The 16,773-nt window shown below is 63.4% G+C and carries 16 protein-coding genes and 2 pseudogenes; 12 read left to right on the forward strand and 6 right to left on the reverse strand.

The window, feature by feature from the left end; genetic code table 11:
- Nucleotides 1-301 precede the first annotated feature (301 nt).
- The 6 genes and pseudogenes from J8I87_RS00260 to J8I87_RS00285 all read left to right on the forward strand — a co-directional run bounded on the left by J8I87_RS00260 (nucleotide 302) and on the right by J8I87_RS00285 (nucleotide 5,613).
- The gene (locus J8I87_RS00260) at nucleotides 302-484 is read left to right on the forward strand and encodes a hypothetical protein (RefSeq protein WP_209929452.1); all 183 of its coding nucleotides are present in this window, start codon (nucleotides 302-304) and stop codon (nucleotides 482-484) included.
- A gap of 953 nt (nucleotides 485-1,437) precedes the next feature.
- A complete protein-coding gene (locus J8I87_RS00265; protein ID WP_209929453.1) occupies nucleotides 1,438-1,761 on the forward strand; it encodes a hypothetical protein in 324 nt (107 codons plus the stop codon).
- 464 nt (nucleotides 1,762-2,225) lie between these two features.
- Nucleotides 2,226-3,374, forward strand: a complete 1,149-nt coding sequence (locus tag J8I87_RS00270; protein WP_209929454.1) for a prolyl oligopeptidase family serine peptidase — start codon at nucleotides 2,226-2,228, stop codon at nucleotides 3,372-3,374.
- Nucleotides 3,375-3,611: 237 nt separating this feature from the next.
- Nucleotides 3,612-4,843: pseudogene (locus tag J8I87_RS00275) on the forward strand (Nramp family divalent metal transporter).
- Between the two features lie 29 nt (nucleotides 4,844-4,872).
- Nucleotides 4,873-5,301, forward strand: a complete 429-nt coding sequence (locus tag J8I87_RS00280) for a cation transporter (protein ID WP_209929455.1) — start codon at nucleotides 4,873-4,875, stop codon at nucleotides 5,299-5,301.
- Between the two features lie 90 nt (nucleotides 5,302-5,391).
- A complete protein-coding gene (locus J8I87_RS00285) occupies nucleotides 5,392-5,613 on the forward strand; it encodes a GntR family transcriptional regulator (RefSeq protein WP_209929456.1) in 222 nt (73 codons plus the stop codon).
- Between the two features lie 141 nt (nucleotides 5,614-5,754).
- Here J8I87_RS00285 and J8I87_RS00290 read toward each other — a convergent pair whose 3' ends face one another.
- The 5 genes from J8I87_RS00290 to J8I87_RS00310 form a co-directional block, all read right to left on the reverse strand.
- Nucleotides 5,755-6,630, reverse strand: a complete 876-nt coding sequence (locus tag J8I87_RS00290; protein ID WP_209929457.1) for a hypothetical protein — start codon at nucleotides 6,628-6,630, stop codon at nucleotides 5,755-5,757.
- Nucleotides 6,631-6,817: 187 nt separating this feature from the next.
- On the reverse strand, nucleotides 6,818-7,450 hold the full coding sequence (locus tag J8I87_RS00295; protein WP_209929458.1) for a response regulator transcription factor: 633 nt from the start codon (nucleotides 7,448-7,450) through the stop codon (nucleotides 6,818-6,820).
- Nucleotides 7,447-9,072 (reverse strand): response regulator, encoded by a 1,626-nt coding sequence (locus J8I87_RS00300; protein WP_209929459.1) that lies wholly within the window; start codon nucleotides 9,070-9,072, stop codon nucleotides 7,447-7,449. Before J8I87_RS00300 ends, J8I87_RS00295 begins: the two co-directional genes overlap by 4 nt.
- On the reverse strand, nucleotides 9,069-11,231 hold the full coding sequence (locus J8I87_RS00305) for an ATP-binding protein (protein WP_209929460.1): 2,163 nt from the start codon (nucleotides 11,229-11,231) through the stop codon (nucleotides 9,069-9,071). The genes J8I87_RS00300 and J8I87_RS00305 overlap by 4 nt, the downstream gene beginning before the upstream one ends.
- Before the next feature lie 97 nt (nucleotides 11,232-11,328).
- Nucleotides 11,329-11,658 (reverse strand): hypothetical protein, encoded by a 330-nt coding sequence (locus J8I87_RS00310; RefSeq protein WP_209929461.1) that lies wholly within the window; start codon nucleotides 11,656-11,658, stop codon nucleotides 11,329-11,331.
- 312 nt (nucleotides 11,659-11,970) lie between these two features.
- Between J8I87_RS00310 and J8I87_RS00315 the strand changes: the two genes are divergently transcribed.
- From J8I87_RS00315 to J8I87_RS00325, 3 genes are read left to right on the forward strand one after another with little or no spacing between them, the layout of a single operon-like run.
- Nucleotides 11,971-12,219, forward strand: coding sequence for a hypothetical protein (locus J8I87_RS00315; RefSeq protein WP_209929462.1), 249 nt, complete (start codon nucleotides 11,971-11,973; stop codon nucleotides 12,217-12,219).
- Between the two features lie 58 nt (nucleotides 12,220-12,277).
- Nucleotides 12,278-12,487 carry a hypothetical protein gene (locus J8I87_RS00320; RefSeq protein ID WP_209929463.1) on the forward strand — a complete coding sequence of 70 codons (210 nt, stop codon included), beginning with the start codon at nucleotides 12,278-12,280 and terminating at the stop codon, nucleotides 12,485-12,487.
- 10 nt (nucleotides 12,488-12,497) lie between these two features.
- Complete coding sequence (locus tag J8I87_RS00325; protein ID WP_209929464.1) at nucleotides 12,498-12,773, forward strand: hypothetical protein; 276 nt, start codon at nucleotides 12,498-12,500, stop codon at nucleotides 12,771-12,773.
- A 49-nt stretch (nucleotides 12,774-12,822) separates the two neighbouring features.
- Here J8I87_RS00325 and J8I87_RS00330 read toward each other — a convergent pair whose 3' ends face one another.
- Entirely contained in the window at nucleotides 12,823-13,326 is a 504-nt protein-coding gene (locus J8I87_RS00330) for a universal stress protein (RefSeq protein ID WP_209929465.1), read from the reverse strand.
- 52 nt (nucleotides 13,327-13,378) lie between these two features.
- On the opposite strand from J8I87_RS00330, the gene J8I87_RS00335 reads away from it, so the two are divergent.
- The 3 genes and pseudogenes from J8I87_RS00335 (at nucleotide 13,379) to J8I87_RS00345 (ending at nucleotide 16,768) form a co-directional block, all read left to right on the forward strand.
- The gene (locus J8I87_RS00335; RefSeq protein ID WP_209929466.1) at nucleotides 13,379-14,263 is read left to right on the forward strand and encodes a GNAT family N-acetyltransferase; all 885 of its coding nucleotides are present in this window, start codon (nucleotides 13,379-13,381) and stop codon (nucleotides 14,261-14,263) included.
- A gap of 3 nt (nucleotides 14,264-14,266) precedes the next feature.
- Nucleotides 14,267-15,193: pseudogene (locus J8I87_RS00340) on the forward strand (2-hydroxyacid dehydrogenase).
- Between the two features lie 165 nt (nucleotides 15,194-15,358).
- The gene (locus J8I87_RS00345; protein ID WP_209929467.1) at nucleotides 15,359-16,768 is read left to right on the forward strand and encodes an aspartate aminotransferase family protein; all 1,410 of its coding nucleotides are present in this window, start codon (nucleotides 15,359-15,361) and stop codon (nucleotides 16,766-16,768) included.
- The last annotated feature ends 5 nt before the right edge of the window (nucleotides 16,769-16,773 follow it).

Consider the following 16,773-nt stretch of genomic DNA (forward strand, 5'->3'; position numbering starts at 1 on the left):
TCAATGAGCTGTAGATCGACTGTACGTAGTCCCGGACGCCATCTACTTGTTCGCGTCGATCATTCAGTTCAGCCGTATCAGTCAGAAAGGTGTTCAGAGTTTCAACGACAGCGCCTGCCGCTCGCGCGTATTTACGACTCTTCACGAGTGGAACCGTTGCCTGGAGTGCCGTCAACAATCGTGTGTGCGCTTGTTCATAAGTCATAGCTGTCTCACTTTTGGCCTCCGCAGAATGCTAGCACAGCGAGCCGGCGCACCCGGCACCCAACGGGTCGGCCCTCGCCGGCGACGATATGTGAGCATGACCAATCGCAAACCCGGATCGACTAAGACTCCGCGGCGCATATTGGCCAATGCCGAGATCGAGCGAATCAAGCGCAAGTGTCAGGACTGGGAATCGGTCGGCGACGATTATGACGAGGCGGAATATCTGCCCAACAATCTAACCCCAACCAACCACGCAAGCCTCGCCAGACACGCGTGACGATGACGGATGGAGTGATAGAAGGATGAAGATCGCGAGGGCAGGACGCGCTCGATAAGATGCATGCATCAACTACCCGGGGAAGCCCTCATTAATGGCATCTCGTGCTCGCTGTTCGCAGTCCGTCAACGCAGCCTGAAGGTCGCCGAATATATTCCCCAAGCCAATTCGGTACGCCGTTGCCGCTCCAGAGACCGGGCGTCCGTCAAGCCTCGTAATGACTGCCGCCGCACGATAACCCTCAAGCACGATTACCTGCTGCGGGCGAGGGCGCCATTCCTCCTGCGCATCGATGACCACTAAATACGGTGGCACTTCAATCTCGCTGTGCAGATTGGACGACATAGCGGTTCCAATGACCATAACTGGAGAATCCTGCAACGAGCGCGACCATCCGTCCGTGCGGAACCTATCGTTGCATCCATAAGCGCGAAGCCAATTCATACCGACGGCGTCGACCCGCCGCTCTCGCGGGTTCCGCTGGGAAGGGAGGCAAGGCATGAAGACGCCGACCGCGGCGACCCGGTCAATACGCTCAGGCGCCTGCCGTCGCTGATCCGTCGTGAGTACTGGACCGCAAAGACAGAGAAGCTTCTTTTGCTTCCCGGGCTGTCCGAATACCTGTGACAGACTCTACGGGTTTTCCCCTATCAAACGTTAAAGGAGCGTGGCCGTTATTTCGGATGTAGCGATACGGCCCGTGGGCAAAGCAAACATGCGTACGCAAACGTTTGGCAGCAGACTGCGGTTGACTCTGCTTATGTGGCTGGTCTGGTTGTGCCTTATTCCGGGCTTCGAGGTGTGGTTGTTACGCCACCTACACAGAACGCACCGCTAGCGGCTTTCACCGGCCAGGCCGTGTCCATCCCGTATGCGCTCGCGCAAGAAAATCCGTTACGGGCGCAAGAAAAGCACTGGGATACCTTTATGACCGTCCACGGAGAAAGAGCGAGATGTTGGATGCCGAAATTGCCGCGACGCTGATGAACCGGTGGGACAGAAAACCTGCGCCCGCGGGAAACTGGTCACCGCTGGATCTCTTGCAGGAAGGCAAGCTGCACTACATGCACAGGCGCGGAGAATTCCGCGCTCGCGACGAAGCTGGTCGTGCGACGCACGGCGTGCACGTTGAATATCTGACATTCGCCGATGGTTCGCGAGCGCTGCGTATTACTACCGCGGAGGGACAGGATGACTGGTCACGGTGGGTTGCCATAGAGGCGCCTCGCATCTGCCTATCTCGCATCTGCGAGGATCTTGTAGACGTCGCTGGCTAGTCGAATTCTGCACTGCGCCGTCCTTCCGCATGCATCGGACTGTGCAGCTACGGTCGCTGAAAAAACCTGGGCGATACCGGGCGGACGGCCGGTTGCCGGTTGCCGGTTGCCGGTTGCCGGTTGCCGGTTGCCGGTTGCCGGTTGCCGGTTGCCGGTTGCAAAGGCGACGTTTGAACGTCCGACATGACACGAGATATGAACGTCACCTCATCCCGAGTCTGGAAATCCAACGACATCCATCAGCGCTCACTCGGTTCGCGCTGGAACGTCATACTTCCGTCGCCCCTCCCTATCAACGTCTGCATCGCGAATGGCTCGCGTGGACGAATTGGTCAGCCAGAATTTGCGAGTGGACCGTTTTCGCTCGGCGCCAGCTTGTGATCGCAACCGATACAGGAGCGATTTTTGCTTCGTCGGCGTCTGACACGGCCATAGTTCGACGAGCGCTCTGAGCGGAGGCGACAATGATGACGATGACATTAGGCCTACGATTAGCATCGGCAGCGATGTTAGCGATCAGCCTCGCCGGGTGCGGTGGCGGCGATCCCTCCAGTGCGGATGACGGTGCACTGGGAGCATCTGCGAAGGCGTCAGCCGCCACCGGGAGTCCCAACGCGGACGCGTCCAGGATCACCAAACTTCAGCGCTATCAGATCGACCCGGCGAAGGTCTTCGTCGCGGGTATTTCGTCAGGCGGTTTCGCGGCAGTTCAGATGCACGTCGCCCATTCTTCCACCTTCAAGGGCGCCGCTGTGTACGCTGGCGGAGTGTACTGGTGTGCTGGCGCCGGAGGAGCCGCGACAGCTTTGGCAAACTGTGGCGGCTTGACCCTTCCGTCGAATCAGGCGTCGTACAACAGCACACTTATCGCATCCGAGACGTATCTTGATGCGCAATCGTCCCTCGGCACCATCGACCCGACGACGAACCTGAGTGGGCAGCCCGTCTACCTCTGGTCCGGCACGCAAGACGAGGTCGTCAATCCGCTTGAGATGGCCGACCTCAACTCGGAATACCGGCGCTATGGGGCGAACGTTCATTTTGACAACGCGTATCCCGCTGAGCACGGCTGGGAATCGCCCGATGGCGAACTTCCATGCGGCACGCTAGGAAGTCCCTACATGGTGCGCTGCCCGGCACATGGCGCAGTCTACGATTCAGTAGAAACGTGGCTGACGATGTTCGTCGGCCCATTGAAACCCCGCAACAACGGAAGGCTGTCCGGTACGCTGTCTTCATTCGATCAAACCGAGTTCGGGGCATCTCCAAACCTTTCGATGAGCTCGACGGGGAGCGTTTTTGTTCCCAAGGCCTGCGCGCAAGGGAAAAAGTGCGGATTCGTGCTCGCCCTTCACGGCTGCCTGCAGGAGGCGTCGCTCATCGGAAACCGCTGGGTTAGCGAGGCAGGCATCAATGAATGGGCTGATACGAATGAACTGGTGGTCGTGTATCCCGACACGATTGCGTCGTCTGCACCAGGGCCGACGAACCCGAATGCATGCTTCGACTGGTGGGGTTACTCCAATCAATACGACCCGAACTACGCGCTCAAGAACGGCTTGCAGATGACGGTGCTCTACGCGATGGTGCAGCGTGTGACTGGCCGACCATAGCCGGGCACGAGCGACCGACGTGCAACCGTTTCCCCGCCGGCCCGCGCATGCAACGGGAACTGGTTTCGAATCGCCCTTCTTCGCGGCATAAAGCTTGCTCAGACCGGTCACGGGCTTACCGTCAGCCGTGTGAGCCCCATCCGATGGGACATCGACGGGGTGGTGACCATGAAAACATATGAGAACGGCCAGACCGAACCGGAACTTGTCGTCCAGGACGAGGCCGAGCGTTCATGGATGAAACGCCTCGGTCCCGGACTGATAACCGGCGCGGCAGATGATGACCCGAGTGGAATCGCAACCTACACCCAGGCAGGTGCGCAGTTTGGATTCGGTCTGCTCTGGACAATGCTACTTACCTACCCGCTCATGGTCGCGATCCAGTCCGTTAGCGCACGACTTGGACGCGTGACTGGCCGGGGACTGGCGACAAATCTCCGCCGTCACTATCCGGCGCCGATCCTCTATGCCGCCGTGATCGTGCTGCTCCTCGCGAATACCATCAACATCGCCGCCGATCTCGCAGCTATGGGCGCCGCGACAACGCTTGTGCTCGGTGGACCCGTGCAGCTTTACGTCGTGCTTCTAGGCACAGCGTCTCTGCTGCTGCAGGTGTTCGTCACGTACGGACGTTACGCACGCATCCTTAAGTGGCTGACACTTGCGCTGTTCGCGTACGTGTGGCCATGGCCTTTGTCATCCCGGTCGACTGGAAAGCGGTAGGACTGGCTTTGATCAAGCCTCCTGTCCGCTTTTCAGGCGATTACCTGACAACGGTCGTCGCGGTGCTGGGTACGACTATCAGCCCATATCTGTTTTTCTGGCAGGCGTCTCAAGAAGTCGAGGAGATTCGTTCGCGCCCTGCCGAGCAGCCACTATTGCGTGCGCCAATGCAGGCGAGCGTCCAGCTCAGGCGCATCAATGTCGATACGTGGGTCGGTATGGCAATGTCGAACGCCGTTGCTTTCTTCATCATGCTATCCGCCGCTGCGACGCTTCACGCTCATCATGTCGATGTGAAAACCACCGCCGATGCAGCCAATGCGCTTAGGCCAATCGCCGGGGAAATGGCGTTCGCCCTGTTCAGTCTTGGCATTGTCGGCACCGGACTGCTCGCCTTGCCTGTTCTGGCGGGGTCGGCTGCGTACGCCACGGCCGGCGCAATGAGATGGCGCAACAGTCTTGCTCTACAGGTCAACCTGGCAAAACAGTTTTACGCCGTCATTGCGGTCGCCATTCTGGGCGGTGTGGTACTTACTTTTATGCACCTTGATCCTATCAAGGCGCTGTACTGGAGCGCCGTCATCAACGGCATCGCGGCTGTCCCCATCATGGCGCTCGTGATGCTGATGGCTGGCAGCCGCGTTGTCATGGGAGAGTTTGCTCTGAAAGGCGTCCTGCTCTGGATCGGCTGGCTGGCAACGGCGGTGATGGGCCTCGCTGCAATTGGCATGTTCTGGCCGACCTGAACTCTACGGCAAGCGAGGATGGCAGCGCGATGAAGGTCGGCCGAAGAAAGTGCGCCTCGGTAACGCTGCGCGCGATCTATTACGCGCTCGCATCCAACGTTACCGCCGCCGCCTGCGAATACGTCGTCGCGTTGCTGACCCATGCGGGCGCCGCTCTCGCCGAAGCAATCCATTCGAGTGCCGACTGCCTCAACCAGCTGATCATGCTGTATGGCCATCGCCGCGCTCGCGCACAGCCCGACGAGCAGCATTCGTTTGGCTTTGGCCGCGAAGGGGGAGCGTTACGATGCCGACGCATCGCAGCACCATCCGCTGCATCCACCGCTACTGCCCCGCTCCCGTATGACCGATTGACCTGTAGTTCGACCACTGCTCGACGCGATCGCAAGACGATGGGGGCGCGTCGCATCGTCCACTATGCAACGCGCGACAGTCCGCGAAGGTGGCCCTCCATATAGATGACATATCAACCGCTGTGACAAAATGCTCCATGGTTCGCATGTCCATCGCACGTTACAGTTTCATTACAGAATTGGTTGGAGGGCAACATGTCGGACGAACATCTCATCGCTCCGCTGGACGGGCGGCTCATTGACCTGATGGCTGATGGCAAGGAATGGACCACGAAGCTTCTCGCCGAAGCCTTGGGGACGTCCAGAAACAGCGTCGGGCGTGCACTTTCGACGCTTGCGGCCGAAGGAAAATTGAGGATAGTCCAGGTCAAGTCTGCTGGTTGCGGGCCGCGCCCGTTCAAACATGAGCAGGCCTAGCGCAGGGAACAGGTTCAGCCGAAAAACCGCTACTCGGACCGGTTCCGGACCGTCCGGACGGCGCGATTTAAGCAGACAATTGGCGACAGATGAACGCATACAAACAGCTTGCATCGCCCTATATAGTAGACATGTCAACCGTTACAGATGCAGCCAGTACATGTCGGGAATCGCACGGTCCTCGTCGGACAGGAACGGATTGTCCAGACGGATGATTCTCCGGCCGCTCAGATTCGCGCGCTTCAGCGCATTCTGGATATACGGATGCGTGTTGAACAGGTTTAGATACGAGCCGTCGCGCCACGCCGCCGCAAAGCCTCGCGCGATCGTCGCCGCGAGCCTTTCGTGATGCGCCGACACATAGAACAGAAAGTCCGAGCGATACGCGAGCAGCAAACGGTTCTCGACGGCCAGGCCCGGCTCCGTCTCCTTGCGCGATTCGACCTCCGGGTAAGCCTCGATCACGCCGCGCGGAAAATAGTCGACGCGCTTGCCTTCCACCATCTTGAAGATCGTCTCGTACGTCGACGGCGTCTGCACGACGAGGCCCGCGTTGCGCATGATCTCCGTATCGATCCAGCCGAGCCCCTGCACGCCCGTCATCGAGCGCAGATCGTCGAGCGTTTCGATCCTGTCGAAATCGGGCTGCCGGTCCTGTCGGATGATGAACACGCGATACCCGATCAGCCCGCGATGAATCGGAATATGCACGACGTTCAGGCCGCGCTCGGCCTGCGCCTCCATGCTCGTCCAGTGCAGATTGATGGTGGTGCCGTTGGCGAGTTCGGCGAGCGCGCGACCGCGCTCCATCACGACTTCGAGCTGACGCGCCGAGTACGACGCGTTGGCCGCTTTCATCGCCAGATCGAGCGTCGCGAGCGCGAATGCCGCGTGCACATCCCTGCCCGGCCTGATCTGCGGATAGACGATATCGAAGTGTTCGCCCGGTGCGGCTCGCGCGGCGAGCGCCGCGCCCGCGGCACTCGCCGCGGCGAATATGAAACGCCTGCGATGCATAGATGCGTGTGACAAATACAGGAACGACAGGAACGTGCGGGGCGCTCGCGCACTGTCGCGCCTGAGCAGATCGTGTCACGGACCGCGCCGGCATCGACATTCGGATAAACCCGCTGACATATTGCGATCGCAATACTTTCGCGAAGCATTCAGGCACGCTGCGCATGTGCAGCGCGCGCTGACGCGTCTATTCGACGATCAGTCCATGCCGGATCGCGTAACGGATCACCTCGGCGTTGTTGGCAAGGCCGAGCTTTTGCATCAGCCGCATCTTGTGCGTGCTGATCGTCTTCGCGCTGAGCGCGCAGATGTCGGCGATCTCGTTGATACTCCTGCCAGCAGCGAGCATCTGCAACACCTGAAATTCGCGGTCGGACAGTACTTCGTGCGGCGGCATGTCGCCGCGGTGCGTCTCGAACACCATCGCATCGACGAGCTTCGGATCGATGAAACGCCCGCCGTCCGCGAGCTTGCGGATCGCCGCGAGCAGCACATCGGGATCGCTGTCTTTCGTCAGATAGCCCGTCGCGCCCGCACGCAGCGCGCGCGATGCGACCTGCGCCTCGTCGTGGATGCTCAGCACCAGCACGGGTAGCGCGGGTTGTTCGGCTCGCACGCGGCGAATCAGATCGACGCCGCTGATGCCCGGCATCGTCATGTCGAGCAGAAGGAGATCGACCGCGCAACTGCGCAGCTTGTCGACGACTTCCGAGCCTTGCGCCGCTTCCGCCGCGACGATCATGTCGTTCGTCGTCGCGATGATCTGCTTGAGTCCGCCGCGGACGATCGCGTGGTCGTCGGCAATGAGTATCCTGATCATGTTTTAGCGCTGCCATCGAGCGGAATGTGAATCGAAACGATCGTGCCGGCACCCGGCGCGCTGTCGATCGAAAGCGTCGCGCCGATCAGCCGCGCACGTTCATACATGCCAAGCAGGCCGTATGAATACTCGCGGCGGGCCGCTTCCCGGTCGAAGCCTCGGCCATCGTCGCGCACACGCAGTTCGAGCCTGTCTGCCGTCGACGCCAGCGACACATCGACACGCGTCGCCTCCGCATGCCGCGCCACATTGGTCAGCGACGCCTGCACGATGCGGAACACGGCCGTCGCGGGCGCATCTGACAGCGCGGGCTCGCCGCCCTCGATGCGCAGTTCGCAGGGAATCGCGTTGCGCCGGCTGAACTCGTCGACGAGCCATTCCAGCGCCGACACGATACCGAAGTTGAGCGCCGCCGGCCGTAAATGGCTCGCTACGTTGCGCACCATCCAGATGGTGCCTTCGACGAGCTCACGCATGTCGTCGGCCTTCTTGGCCGCTTCCGCGTCGTGCGCGATGCGCATCTTCAGCAGCGAGACGTCCATCTTGAGCGCCGTCAGCAACTGGCCGAGTTCGTCGTGAATCTCCATTGCGATGCGCTTCCTCTCCTCTTCGCGGATCGCTTCCATGTAGGCGGAAAGCTCGCGCTGCTGTTCGCGAGATTCGACCAGCTCCTGCTCCATCTGCTTGCGTCCCGTGATGTCGTTCAAGCCGACGTAGATGGCGGGCGAATCGTCATAGGTCCCGACGCGCGCCGTCGCCATTGCCCAGAACCGCGTGCCGTCGGGCCGCTGGAACTGGACTTCCGTATCACGCAGACTGCCCTCCGTTCTCAAATGCCCGATTAGCCGTTCGCGCTCCAGCGGGTCCGCGTAGAAGTCGGCGATGTTCGCGGCCACGCCCGCGCTCATGCCGAACAGCGCGCGCATCGGCTCGTTCGTGTACAGGATGCGCCCGTCCGGCATCGACGTGATGCACAACGGCACCGGACTCGTTTCGACGATCGCGCGAAAGCGCGCTTCGCTCGCCTGCAAGCGCGCGTCGGCACGGCGGCGTTCGTCGATCTGCGCCTGCAGATTCGCATTGGCGCGCGCCAGTTCTTCCGTGCGCAACGCGACACGCCGCTCGAGATCGTCGCGCGCCTGCTTGAGGGCCGCTTCCGCTTCCTTGCGCACGGCGACTTCGGCGAGCAGTTGCCGGTTCTGCGCGACGAGTTGCGCGTGCATCGCGCGCAGTTCGAGATGCACGCCGACGCGCGCGAGCATCTCGTCGACACGCAGCGGCTTCTCCACGTAATCGACGCCGCCCGCCGCGAATCCTTCGATGCGGTCTTCGTTGCCCGTCAGCGAGGTCATGAAGATCACCGCGATATCGCGTGTGCGCTCGTCGCGCTTCAGCCGCCGGCAGGTCTCGAAGCCGTCGATGCCCGGCATTTTCACGTCGAGCAGAATCAGATCGGGCTGCGCGAACGCCGCGCGTTCGAGCGCCTCGAGGCCGTCGAGCGCAACCAGTACGCGGATGCCACGCGCCTCCAGACTGTCGACCACGATGCCGAGATTCGCAGGCGTATCGTCCACGATCAGGATCGTTCCCGTTTGCGCGGCGGAAGCGGCGAGATGGCTCATGACGCCGTGTTCCCTTCGAGATACCGCTCCACCAGCTGCAAAATCGCCTTCGACTGATACCCGCGCGCGAGCTGATGCAGCCGCGCGGCGAACGCGGCGTGCGGCGGGTCGCTGGCCGCGATCCGCTCGGCCCATTGCGCGATGCCGCTCATGTTGCCGTCGCGGGCGAGCCGGTGCAGCTCGCTCATCGCTTCGGCGGGCATGCTGGCCGGGCAGGCCGCCAGCGTATCCAATGCAGCGTCCCGCTGCACGACGGCACGAATCCATTCGATGCCGAGCAGCTCGCCGATGCGCGCCAGCAGAACGTCGAAGTCGACGGGCTTGGTGATGAACGCATTCGCGCCCGCTTCGAGGCTTCTTGCACCATCCACGCCGAACGGCGACGCCGAGATGGCGATGATGGGCGTGTGCACGAACTGCGGCATCGCGCGCAAACTGCGCGTCACGTCGAGACCGCCGATGCCGGGCATCACGATGTCAGTGAGAATGAGATCGGGACTTTCCGCCTGCGCAATCGCGATGCCGTCGGCGCCGCTCGCCGCTTCCGTGGCCGTGAAGCCGATCCGTGCCAGCAGTTCGATGATGACGGTGCGGTTGATCTGCACGTCGTCAATGACGAGCACCTTGCGGCGCGGGCCTTCGTAGCCCGTGACGATCGCGGCGGCGCGTGTCGCGGGCGAAATGCACGGTTCGACGAGCGCGGGCGGCAGTTCGAACCAGAACACGCTGCCGCGCCCGGCTTCGCTCTCGACCTTCACCTCACCGCCCATCGCGCGCACCAACTGGCGGCTGATCGCGAGACCGAGCCCCGTGCCGCCCGCGCGGCGTTCCGCGCCGCCGGCCTGTTCGAACGGCATGAAGATTGTCTCGTGATACTCGGCGGGAATGCCGATGCCCGTGTCGTGCACCTCGAAGCGGACCGCACCGCTTGCGCCGCGTTCGATGAGCAGGCGCACCCCGCCGCCATCCGTGAACTTCACCGCGTTCGACAGCAGATTCAGCAGCACCTGGCGCAGGCGGTGTTCGTCGGCGCGCACACCGCACGGCGCGTCGGCGGCGACGCTGCACTCGAACGCGAGCCGCCGCTGCTGCGCCTTCACGCCGATGATCTCGCGGATCGTATCGACGAGTCCCGCGAGCGGCACGTCGCAAATCTCGATGCGCAGCTTGCCCGCTTCGACCTTGGCGAAATCGAGTGTCTCGTCGATCAGCGACAACAGATGCTCGCCGCTTTGCTGAATCACGGCCACGCCGTCGCGCTGCCGCAGACTCAGCGTGTCGTCGCGTCCGAGAATCTGCGCGTAGCCAAGAATGCCGTTGAGCGGCGTGCGCAATTCGTGGCTCAGGTTCGCGAGGAATTCGCCTTTCGCGCGATTGGCCGCTTCCGCCATGCGCCGCGCTTCGCGCTCGACGGCCGCTTCGCGTTCGTCGAGATACGCGCGATGCAGCCGCATTCCCATGGCGTTGAATGCCGACACCACGCGATCAAGTTCGTCCGGCTCGCGCGGCGGCTCGCGCTGCAGCGCGAATGGACGCGGCGGCTCGCGAAAATCGTAGTCGCTCACGCTGCGCGCGATCGCCGCGAGATGCCGCGTCACGAGCCGCGACAGGATGTAAAACGTGAACAGCGCGACGAGAAAGGTATTGGCGCCCTGGCTCACGAGAATCACGAGCGCGGTGCGTGTGAGATCGTGATAGAGATTGGCGAGCGTCGCTTCGACATACAGCGTGCCGATCTGCTCGACCCTGTCCTGCACGCGGTACATGATCGGAAACTCGCGCGCGACTCTCATGCCGGACATGCGCTCGCGCTCGCCCACGCTCACCACCATTGACGAACTGACGGGCGGCAGTTCGCGCACTTCGGCGGCGCGGATATCGTGCAGGCGCAGCATGCCTTCGAGTTCGAGTTTCAGCTGCGGCTGGTCGAGGCGCCACAGCGCTTCGCCGAGGCTGTCGCGGTAGCTGCCGTCGATATCGACGAGGCGGTTCTGGATCTGCTCGAAGCCGCGTTCGTAGTCGCGCAACAGCTGCACCGCAGTGAGGATCAGCGTGATCGCGCAGCTGAAGGCGAGCACCGTCCCGAGCAGCCGCAGCACCACGCTGCGCCGCACGTAACGGAGCCCGCTCCACCATGCGTCGAACCTGTCGAGAGCCATATCACCCCGCGAGTGCCGCCGTCCTGATTGTCCTATTCTGCACTCGATGCCAAAGACCGGTCTACCGCGCCCACACTGCGTTTCAAACGTCCGATCATTACCCGATCGTCTCCGGCACTTCGCCGGGCGCCGTCAGCCTGACCGTGCGCGCCGGCCGCCCGAGCAGCTCGTCGATCAGCGCGGCCATTTCGCACAACGCGTGAAAGGCCTCGTCGCCGAGTTGATCGCCGTGATAGCGCTGCAAATCGCGCATCGTTTCGCCAAGACGCCGCATCGCGGCGGGCGTGCTGCCGATCATCGGCCAGCAATGCATCAGATACGCGAGCGCGGTGACGCTGCGCGTGTCGCACCATGTATCGAACAGCCGCAGACAGAGCGAGTTGACCCGCTCGACGGTGCTTTCACGCTCGGACGGATAGGCAATCATGACGCGTCGGCTCGGCAGTGCGTTTCGATGGCCCATGATCCGCGAGGCGATGGTGTATCGCAGTCAGTGCAGGCTGGAAAATCCGCGTGCGAGATCCTGATTCACGTGTCAGGAAATCCTTAACCGGGTTCGCACGTCCCAACCCGCTGGCGATGCGTGAAAACCCTTGTATGCCGCTGCTAAACGCGCTTTCGGCCAGGGAAATCCTGACGCTTCAAATCAGCGCTTCCTGAATGCACATTCCGCCGCCGCCGATTGGTGGTGCATCGCGTTACCCCTAGCATCGGGTCATCGGTCATCGAGGGGACACGCATGGCGGCGGGCAACAGATCACTTCGCTTTCAGGTCGAGAAACTGGTGGGCTCGACGCGCGGCCAGACGGCGCGCGTGCGTCTGCGGGAGCGCTCGAGAACGGCTGGCACCTGCCGCGTCTGCATCGAGTTCGAACGGCCGGCCGGGTCGTTCTCGCTGTTCTTCTTTCGCCATGCCGACGGGACATGGCACGTGTTTCCGCCGGACCGGCGCCGTCCGGAGATGGGCACGAGCCGCATCGCTGCCTGACCGGTCCGCGCAACGGCGTCCGTCCGGTTCGCGACACAGCATCAGATGGGAGACGCACATGATTGACGACGCTTCGAACGCACTGCCGCAGGATGTGATCGATTTACGCGCATGGATCAGCGACTGGTACGACCATGCGTTCAAGGTGGGCTTCGTGCGCCCGCCCTTCACGCTCGACGAAGCGATCGCCGACCGGCTCGAAGGCTATTTCAAGGCCGGGCTGACACCTGTCGAGGGCGCGATCGCGTTCTTCGGCACCGTGCACTGAGAGGCCTCGCATGAAATTCGAAGCATTCGATTCGCGTTTGTCGCAGATGCTGCGGGCGATGCCGGCAGCCACGATCGCCGAACTGACGGACGGCATGATCGCGTGGTGGAACGGCGCGCGCGTGGTCTATGCGTGGGTCGGCGACGACGCGCACGACGCAGCACACGACACCGCGGGCGTCCGTGAACTCGATCTTGCCGACGACTGGGGCCAGTTTCACGACCGGCTCGCGGCATGGATCGATGAACCGCGTTTCAGCATGCGGCTCGAGCCACTCGAACGCTGATGCAATACCGCCTCGACGGACGCGTGACGTTGCCGGTTCGAAGCAGGCTTCAAACGAACGGCATTTCATCGGCCGCGTGCTGCCCGCTCTTTGCCTGACGCTTCTTCACCGTCGACGGATCGCGCACGATGGTCACCGCGCACGGCGCACAGGCGAGCACCTGACGCGCCACCGAGCCGGTCAGCCAGCGGTCGAACGGCATAGGGCCGCGATGGCCCACGACGAGATGATCGATTTCATGCTGCTCTGCGTACAGCACGATCTCCTTCGCCGGCTGGCCGATCACGCAATCGAACTGAGGGTATTTGTTCAGCGACGCGGGCTTGGCCTCGATATCGTCGAGCACCTCGGTTGCATCGCGCATTTCGTAATCGACCATTTCCTTTCTTTCGAGTCCGATCGCGCCCCAGCCGGGCGCGCGCGCCACGACGAGCACGTGCAGGCGCGCCTCGAAGCGCTTCGCCAGATCGGCGGCGAATGTCGCCGCGTGACGCGCGGACGGCGCCACTCGCGAAGACCGGCTGGCGCGCCGCAGCAGGATCGTCCTAGCCATCGCGCGACCCGCATGACAAAGTGACGGGCGTATCCAGCCAGAGGAGCCTTTCGTGTCCGCGCCCCAACCTGTTCCGAAGCTCGCCCCCGTCACCTTCCGGCCCTTCACCGCCGACGACATCGCCGCCGCGCACGCACTGTCGCTCGAGGTCAGCTGGCCGCATCGCGCGGACGACTGGCGCTTCGTCGCCGGCGTCGGCAGCGGCTTCGTTGCGCAGAGCGAAGACGGCGTCGTCGGCACGGCGCTGTGCTGGGCGTACGGCACGAGCGGCGCGTCGCTCGGCATGGTGATCGTCGCGCCGGATCAGCAAGGGCGCGGCATCGGACGCGAACTGATGGAACGGCTGCTCGAAGCGCTCGGCGGGCGGATCACCGTGCTGCACGCGACGCCCGCCGGTCAGCCGCTCTATGAAAAGCTCGGTTTCAAGGCGATCGGCACGATCAATCAGCATCAGGCCGCCGACTTCCGCGTGCCGCCCATCACGCTGGCCTCCGGGGAGCGACTGCGTGCGCTGCAAGCCGCCGACACGCCGCGCCTGATCGAGCTCGCATCGCGCGCGGGCGGCCTCGACCGCAGCGTGCTGCTGCCCGCGCTGCTCGGCATCGCGGACGGCGTCGCGTTGATCCGCGACGACGAACTGTCGGGCTTCGCGTTGCTGCGGCCCTTTGGACGCGGTCACGCCATCGGCCCCGTCGTCGCCCTGAACCGGCACGAAGAGTCCTTACGCCACGCGCAGGCGCTGATCGCGCATTGCCTTGCCGCGAACGCGGGCGCGTTCATCCGCATCGACACGCCCGGCGACAGCGGCCTCACGCGCTGGCTCGACGAACTCGGCCTCAAGCGCGTCGACACCGTCGTGAAGATGGCCCGCAACGGCGTGCCTGCAAGCGATCCTTCCGTCGCGCAGTTCGCTATCGTCAACCAGGCACTCGGTTAGAACATGACGCTTCTCTACAAGGCCGACCATGAGCGCGGCAAGCAATGGGCGCAACACTTCGCGCACAAGGCGCCCGACATTCCCTTTCGCCTGTGACCGGATATCGGCGACGCGGCGGCCGTCCGTTATCTCGCCGCCTGGCAGCCGCCCGACGACCCGGCGCGCACGCTGCCGAATCTCGAAGTGATCTTCTCGGTGGGCGCGGGCATCGATCAATTCGATCTGTCGCGCGTGCCGCCGCATATCGCCGTCGTGCGGATGATCGAGCCTGGCATCGTCGAAGGCATGGTCGAGTATGTGACGCAGGCTGTGCTCACCATCCATCGCGATCTGTTCGATTACGCGATCCAGCAGCGCGAGCGCGTCTGGCGCGAGATGCCCGTGCGCGCGGCGGCCACGCGACGCGTCGGCGTGCTGGGGCTCGGCATGCTGGGCACGGCCGTGCTCGAGCGGCTGCGGCTGTTCGGCTTTGCCTGCGCGGGCTGGAGCCGTTCGGCGCACGCGCTCGAAGGCGTCGAGTGTCATGCGGGCATCGAAGCGCTCGATGCGTTTCTCGCCCGCACCGATATTCTCGTCTGCCTGCTGCCGCTCACCGATGCGACGCGCGGCCTGCTCGGCAAGGATCTGTTCGGCAAGCTGCCGAAAGGCGCGTCGTTGATCAATGTCGGGCGCGGCCCGCAGGTGAACCAGCAGGAGCTGCTCGACGCACTCGCTAGCGGCCAGTTGCAGAATGCGATTCTCGACGTGACCGATCCCGAGCCATTGCCCGGCTCGCACCCGTTCTGGACGCATCCGCGCGTGCGGATCACGCCGCATATCGCGAGCGCCACGCGGCCCGAGACGGCTGTCGATGTGGTGCTCGACAATATCCGCCGGCATCGCGACGGGCTGCCGATGCTCGGCGAGATCGACCGCCAGCGGGGCTATTGAAGGCGCGAGCGCAACCTGCCCAGGCACGCGCAGCACAAAATGCTGCGCGTGCCCCGCAAAAAGCCGCATTTGCGCTTTTCCGCGAATTATTTGGCGCATCGGCCGATCAGGTTCTCTCAGTAGTATGGAACGGTCCGCAGCCCATTCCGAGAAGAGAACCGCACCATGCCGAACCCATCGCTCATCGAAGCCGACCGCAAACACCTGATCCACCCCGTCGTCAGCTATCGCGCGCATGAAGCGCGCGGCGTCACCGTGCTGGACTCCGCGCAGGGCGTGTTCCTGCGCGATATCGACGGCAACCTGCTGCTCGACGCCTTCTCCGGCCTCTGGTGCGTGAACACCGGCTACGGCCACCAGAGCATCGTCGACGCCGCCACCCGGCAGATGGCCCGCCTGCCTTACGCGACGGGCTATTTTCACTTCGGCTCGGAGCCCGCGATCGAACTCGCCGCGAAGCTCGTCGAACTGTCGCCCGGGTCGCTGCAGCATGTGTACTTCACGCTCGGCGGATCGGATGCCGTCGATTCCGCGCTGCGCTTCATCACGCACTTCTACAACGCGACCGGGCGCCCGTCGAAGAAGCACATCGTCGCGTTGCAGCGCGGGTATCACGGCTCGTCGTCGATCGGCGCGGGGCTTACCGCGCTGCCCGCGTTCCATCGCCACTTCGACGTGCCGCTGCCGACGCAGCACCACATTCCGTCGCCGTATGCATACCGTAACGATTTCGCCGACGACGCCGCGCTGATCGCCGCGTCCGTCGCCGCGCTCGAATCGAAGGTCGAAGCGCTCGGCGCGGACCATGTCGCCGCGTTCTTCTGCGAGCCGATCCAGGGGTCGGGCGGCGTGATCGTGCCGCCCGTCGGCTGGCTGAAAGCGATGCGCGAAGCGTGCCGCAAGCTCGACATCCTGTTCGTCGCCGACGAAGTCATTACCGGCTTCGGCCGCACGGGACCGCTCTTCGCATGCGAAGCGGAAGGCATCGAGCCTGACCTGATGACGCTCGCCAAGGGCCTGACGGCGGGCTATGCGCCGATGGGCGCGGTGCTGATGTCGGATGCCGTCTATCAGGGCATCGCCGACGGCGGCGACGTGACGGCGGCGATCGGCCACGGGCACACGTATTCCGCGCATCCGGTGAGCGCCGCGATCGGACTCGAAGTGATGCGCCTGTATCACGAAGGCGGCTTGCTGGCGAACGGGCAGGCGCGCGCGCCGCGTTTCGCGCAAGGGCTCGACGCGCTGCTCGCGCATCCCCTCGTCGGCGACTCGCGGCATCGCGGACTGCTCGGCGCGCTCGAACTCGTGTCGGACAAGACCAGCAAACAGGGCTTCGACGCATCGCTCAAGCTGCCCGACCGCATCGCCGCAGCCGCCTATGTGAACGGCCTCGTGTTCCGTGCATTCGGCGACAACATTCTCGGCTTCGCGCCGGCGCTGTGCTACACGGAAAGCGAGTTCGACATGCTGTTCGAGCGCCTCGAAAAGACGCTCGACGACGTGCTCGCGCAAGCCGACGTGCGCGCCGCATTGAAGGGTTCGGACGAATTTAAACGCCGCGCGGCTGCGTGATACCA

The sequence above is a fragment of the Paraburkholderia sp. LEh10 genome (assembly GCF_017814945.1).
GTDB lineage: Bacteria > Pseudomonadota > Gammaproteobacteria > Burkholderiales > Burkholderiaceae > Paraburkholderia.

What these genes read in the sequence shown, in the direction of transcription:
- J8I87_RS00260 (WP_209929452.1), top strand. Translation starts at nt 302, where the DNA reads ATGACCAATCGCAAACCCGGATCGACTAAGACTCCGCGGCGCATATTG.
- J8I87_RS00265 (WP_209929453.1), top strand. Translation starts at nt 1,438, where the DNA reads ATGTTGGATGCCGAAATTGCCGCGACGCTGATGAACCGGTGGGACAGA.
- J8I87_RS00270 (WP_209929454.1), top strand. Translation starts at nt 2,226, where the DNA reads ATGATGACGATGACATTAGGCCTACGATTAGCATCGGCAGCGATGTTA.
- J8I87_RS00280 (WP_209929455.1), top strand. Translation starts at nt 4,873, where the DNA reads ATGAAGGTCGGCCGAAGAAAGTGCGCCTCGGTAACGCTGCGCGCGATC.
- J8I87_RS00285 (WP_209929456.1), top strand. Translation starts at nt 5,392, where the DNA reads ATGTCGGACGAACATCTCATCGCTCCGCTGGACGGGCGGCTCATTGAC.
- J8I87_RS00290 (WP_209929457.1), bottom strand. Translation starts at nt 6,630, where the DNA reads ATGCATCGCAGGCGTTTCATATTCGCCGCGGCGAGTGCCGCGGGCGCG.
- J8I87_RS00295 (WP_209929458.1), bottom strand. Translation starts at nt 7,450, where the DNA reads ATGATCAGGATACTCATTGCCGACGACCACGCGATCGTCCGCGGCGGA.
- J8I87_RS00300 (WP_209929459.1), bottom strand. Translation starts at nt 9,072, where the DNA reads ATGAGCCATCTCGCCGCTTCCGCCGCGCAAACGGGAACGATCCTGATC.
- J8I87_RS00305 (WP_209929460.1), bottom strand. Translation starts at nt 11,231, where the DNA reads ATGGCTCTCGACAGGTTCGACGCATGGTGGAGCGGGCTCCGTTACGTG.
- J8I87_RS00310 (WP_209929461.1), bottom strand. Translation starts at nt 11,658, where the DNA reads ATGATTGCCTATCCGTCCGAGCGTGAAAGCACCGTCGAGCGGGTCAAC.
- J8I87_RS00315 (WP_209929462.1), top strand. Translation starts at nt 11,971, where the DNA reads ATGGCGGCGGGCAACAGATCACTTCGCTTTCAGGTCGAGAAACTGGTG.
- J8I87_RS00320 (WP_209929463.1), top strand. Translation starts at nt 12,278, where the DNA reads ATGATTGACGACGCTTCGAACGCACTGCCGCAGGATGTGATCGATTTA.
- J8I87_RS00325 (WP_209929464.1), top strand. Translation starts at nt 12,498, where the DNA reads ATGAAATTCGAAGCATTCGATTCGCGTTTGTCGCAGATGCTGCGGGCG.
- J8I87_RS00330 (WP_209929465.1), bottom strand. Translation starts at nt 13,326, where the DNA reads ATGGCTAGGACGATCCTGCTGCGGCGCGCCAGCCGGTCTTCGCGAGTG.
- J8I87_RS00345 (WP_209929467.1), top strand. Translation starts at nt 15,359, where the DNA reads ATGCCGAACCCATCGCTCATCGAAGCCGACCGCAAACACCTGATCCAC.